The 4,416-nt window shown below is 67.5% G+C and carries 4 protein-coding genes; 1 reads left to right on the top strand and 3 read right to left on the bottom strand.

Annotated elements, in window-relative coordinates:
- Both AC062T_RS03395 and AC062T_RS03390 read right to left on the bottom strand, forming a co-directional pair.
- Positions 1-456 (bottom strand): carboxylesterase family protein (locus AC062T_RS03395; RefSeq protein WP_476027393.1); only part of this gene is annotated, 456 nt, incomplete at its 3' end.
- 132 nt (positions 457-588) lie between these two features.
- Positions 589-1,830: an MFS transporter gene (locus AC062T_RS03390; RefSeq protein WP_476027391.1), complete on the bottom strand. Its 1,242-nt coding sequence runs from the start codon at positions 1,828-1,830 to the stop codon at positions 589-591.
- 71 nt (positions 1,831-1,901) lie between these two features.
- Here AC062T_RS03390 and AC062T_RS03385 point away from each other — a divergent pair, with 71 nt between their 5' ends.
- Positions 1,902-3,011, top strand: coding sequence for a LacI family DNA-binding transcriptional regulator (locus AC062T_RS03385; protein ID WP_476027389.1), 1,110 nt, complete (start codon positions 1,902-1,904; stop codon positions 3,009-3,011).
- A 62-nt stretch (positions 3,012-3,073) separates the two neighbouring features.
- Here the strand turns inward: AC062T_RS03385 and AC062T_RS03380 are convergent, their stop codons facing one another.
- The gene (locus tag AC062T_RS03380; RefSeq protein ID WP_476027395.1) at positions 3,074-4,405 is read right to left on the bottom strand and encodes an MATE family efflux transporter; all 1,332 of its coding nucleotides are present in this window, start codon (positions 4,403-4,405) and stop codon (positions 3,074-3,076) included.
- Positions 4,406-4,416 lie beyond the last annotated feature (11 nt).

Here is a 4,416-nt window from a genome sequence, read left to right as displayed (position 1 = left end):
GCCCACAAAGCCGAACGTTGCGAGGCGGTAGGTCACGGTCACCACGACAACACGGTGATCGCGCACGAGCGCGCGCGGGTCCATGATCGGCACGTCCCCTGCCCCCGACGCGTAGGAGCCGCCGTGGATCCAGACCATGACGGGGACCCGCTCGTCGGGGGCGAGATCGAGCGGCATGGTCACGGAGAGGTTCTGGCAGTGCTCGTTGGGGGGAATCGTCGCTGCGGTGCTGCCGAGAACCTCGGCGAGAAAGGGCACCGGTTGTTGTGGGCAGGACGGCGACCAGATGGTGGCATCGTGCGGCTCGGTCCAATCGGTCGCGGCGACGGGAGCCTCGAACCGGTCGGCATGTGCGTAGGGGATGCCGGTGGCGCGAGCGACATCGACGTCGACCCAGCCGACGACCGGGCCGCAGGGCGGGGCGAATGTGGGTTGGGCGAGGCTCGGCATCGACATGCCCATATTGTGGCGGGCGGCCCAGAGTAAACACCAGGGCGAACGCCGACCACGTGGGGGATTTGTCGCTTTCGCTGCACCTGCGACGGTGGGTCCGGTGCTCAGCGGTGTGATCGGCCAAAAACGAGCGTTTTAGCGGCTAATGAGTTGTTCCTGAGGCTCGCGTGCTGCGGGCGAGGCGAATCCGGCAATGACGATGAGCACGAGAACGAGCCCCAGTGCTCCCAGTAGCCCGATCTGCTCACCGACGAAACCGATCATGGGCGGGCCGGCGAGAAACGCCAGGTAGCCGATTGTGGCGACGGCGCTCACGCTCGCGGCGGCGGTGCGGGGGTCGTCGGCCGCGGCGGACATTCCGGTGGGGAATCCGAGGGATGCACCGAGCCCCCACAGCACCACGCCAACGATGACGATCCACAGGATGGGGACGAGAATCACCAGGCTCAGGCCAATGACGGCCAGCACGGCGCACGCCCGCAGCACCGGAACTCGGCCGAACCGATCGATCACGCGGACGCCAGCGAGCCGGCCGGCCGTCATTGCTGTTACAAATACGCCAAAAATGAGGGCGCCGGTCTCGTTTGCGACGCCGTGCTCTTGCACGACAGCAAGGGTGAGCCAGTCGTTGGCCGCCCCCTCCGCCAGCGCCATACCAAGCACGATGACCCCGATAGCGAGGATGCGCGGGTTGCGCCAGACGAGTAGGCGTTCCCTCCAGGTCGACCGAGCCGGTGCCTCGCCCGATTCGGATGGGGTCTCGAGAATGTGCTCGGATTGCGTCAGCCGCACCCCGGCACCGCCGATGACGACCACCGTGATGCCCACGGCAATGTTCTGGGCGAGCAGCGAGATATTCAAAAGCTCGGCGCCTGCAGCGAGCAGGGCGCCGAGGATGGTGCCGATGCTAAAGAATGCGTGAAAAACCGGCATGATCGTGCGGCCCAGCACGCGCTCGGTGACCGCCCCGGAGAGATTCATGCCCACGTCGCAGGTGCCGAGGCCGGCACCGAGCAGGCAGAGGCCCGCGAATGCGAGGGCGAAGGAGGGCGTGCCGGTGATGGCGATTCCCGTCACCACCTGCCCAACGCCCACCGCGATAAGGCTCGCGAGCATCACCGAGCGAGCCCCGAAATGGGCGAGCAGGTGGCTCGAGAGCAGCAGCCCGCAGATTGAACCGATTGCTATGCCGAACAACAGCAGCCCCATGTCCGCCGTCGAGAGGTCGAGAGTCTGCTTTACCGCTGGCGTTCGCGCTAGCCAACTGGCAAGCGCGAGCCCACTGACACCGAATAGCATGAAGATGCCGTTGCGCCAGGTTGTTGCCTGGCGACGGGTGAGACCCCCGGCGAGGATGTCGTTGCTGATGCTATTCACGAAGCGATGTTTCCTGGAGAGAGAGGTATCGAATCGATTCGATCGAATCGGTTCGATTAGGCTAGCAAGCCATGAGCGATTCCACCAAGCATGAGCATCACGCCGCTGCGAGCGGGCACCGGCCGACCCTCGCGGAGGTCGCTCAGCGCGCCGGAGTCTCACGCTCCACAGCATCCCTCGCCTTTAGCGGGGCTGGTCCCGTCTCTGACGCGACCCGAGCCCGGGTTTTTGCAGCGGCGGAATCGCTGGGTTACGGCGGCCCCGACCCCGTCGCCCGCTCCCTGCGCAGCGGCCGCAGCGGCGTCATTGGAGTCGTCATAGAAGAACGGGTGCGCGACGCTTTTCGCGACCCCATGAACATCGCCATGCTCGACGGCCTCTCCGATGGCACGTCGAGCCTGGGAACAGCACTGCTGTTGCTGCCCGATACCGACGAGCCGGAATCGCACGCCCCGCGCCGACCGGGTCCCATCGAAACCGCGGCGATGGATGCTGTTGTGCTGGTCGGATGCAGCACCCGCCTCGACCGCCCCGTCTCCGTGCTGCGCCGCCGCGGAATCCCCATCGTGGCCATCGAGGCCGAGCCGATGGAGGGCGTGCTCGAGATCGCGCTCGACAACCGAGAGGCGAGCGCGACGGCGGCGCGGCACCTCTACGAGCTCGGGCATCGCGACATTGCCGTCGTGACGCTGCCGCTCGGACCGCAGCATGCGGCCGGACCACTCAGCGCCGACTGGCACGAGGTAACCACCTCCTACACGGCGGCCCAGCGGCTCAGCGGAGTGCTCGACGTATTCACCACGCTACGGGGGTGGATGGCGCCCGCCAGCTCGACAGCTTCGGGCATTGCCGCCGGGCGTGCGCTGCTCTCCGATGCCGAGCATCGCCCCACCGCCATCATCGCGCAGAGCGACCTGCTCGCCGTGGGCATTCTCAGGGCGGCAGAAGAACTCGGGCTCTCGGTGCCGCAGGACATCAGCGTCGTCGGCTTCGACGGCATCCGCCTCGACGGCTACGGCCCGTGGAACCTCACAACGCTCGTGCAGCCCGCCGTCGAAAAGGGCAGGGCGGCCGGGATCGGCATCGCCCGGCTGCTCGCGGGCGAGACGCCCAAGCCAACGCTGCTGCGGTGCACGTTTCGCCGCGGGGCCACGACGGCGGCACCCCGCGCCAGCGACTAGAGGGCAGCGGCTAGAGGCCAGCGAGCGCCAGCGCCGCCCACTGCGTCGCTTTCGCCGAGCTTCTAGCTGGTTCCCGTAACGATCCAGCGCGTCGTGCGCACCCGCAGGCCGAGTGTCAGCCCTCGCGCCCCCATATAGCCCCAGCCGAACGCCAGCCACAGCCAGGTCATCTCCGCCGCAGCATCCGCGCCGGGGCCGCCGCCAGCATCCGAAGCAATCGCCACCCACAGCAGCAGCGGGGCATACATCGCGAGGTTCACAAGACCGGTGAGAGCCAGATAGCGTGCGTCTCCGGCCCCGATGAGCACGCCGTCGAGCACAAACACGAAACCCGCGAGCGGCACTCCGATCGCCATGACCCACAGGGTGGGGGTGAGCGCGGCGCGGATGGCGTCATCGTTCGAAAACAGGGGGCCGAGCAGCGGTGCGAGCACGGCGATCGTCACGCCAAGGCCCACCCCGGCGATGAGCCCGTGCAGGATGAGCCGCCGCGTGATTGCCGTCACTCGCGGAACATTCGCCGCCCCCAGGCCGTGACCGATCATCGCCTGGCCGGCGATGGCGAGGGCATCGAGGATGAACGCCAAGGTCGAGAAAATCGTCATCGCGATCTGCAGGGTGGCCACCTCGGTGACCCCCATCCCCGAGGCGACGAAAACCGTGGCAAGCATTGCCGCCCGCAGCGACGCCGTGCGCACGAGCAGCCAGACCCCGGAGCCTGCGACGCTCGTCACACCGGCTAACCCCGGCCGCAGCGACACGTCATCTCGTCGGGCCGCCCGCACCGCGATCACCACGTAGACGGCGGCCATGCCCCACTGGGCGACAACCGTTCCGGCCGCGGAACCGGCGATTCCCCAGCCCAAACCAAAGATAAACACGGCGTTGAGCGCCGCATTGGCGGCGAATCCGGCAGTGGCCACCACGAGCGGCGTCTTCGTGTCTTGCAACCCCCGCAGCAGACCGGATGCCGCGATCACGAGCAGCATCGCCGGGATTCCCCACAGAGAAATAGAGAGATAGGTGACCCCAGCCTCGGTCGCTGCCGGGCTTGACCCGAATAGGCCGATAAGCCCGCCGCTCAGGGGCACTCCCACGACAACGAGAGCAACGCCGATCAGCAGAGCAAGCCACATGCCGTCGATTCCCGCGCGGATCGCGCCGGGGCGGTCGCCGGAACCCAGCCGACGCGCGACCGTGGGGGTCGTGGCATAGGCGAGAAAGATCAGCAGCCCCACGATGGTCTGCAGAATGGCGCTAGCGATGCCTAGACCGGCCAGAGCATCCCCGCCCAGATGCCCGACCATGGCGGTGTCGACCAGCAGAAAGAGGGGCTCGGCGACCAGCGCCCCCAGCGCCGGGACGGCCAGGGTCAGAAGTCGGATCGTAGCCATGTCGTTCTGTG

The sequence above is a fragment of the Homoserinimonas sp. genome, from assembly GCF_056262345.1.
Note: the sequence above shows the minus strand (reverse complement) of the source record. Positions and strands in the feature narration are given on the sequence as shown.

Bases quoted from the DNA above. Each gene is read 5' to 3' on its own strand.
- AC062T_RS03385 (WP_476027389.1), top strand. From the start codon at position 1,902: ATGAGCGATTCCACCAAGCATGAGCATCACGCCGCTGCGAGCGGGCAC.
- AC062T_RS03380 (WP_476027395.1), bottom strand. From the start codon at position 4,405: ATGGCTACGATCCGACTTCTGACCCTGGCCGTCCCGGCGCTGGGGGCG.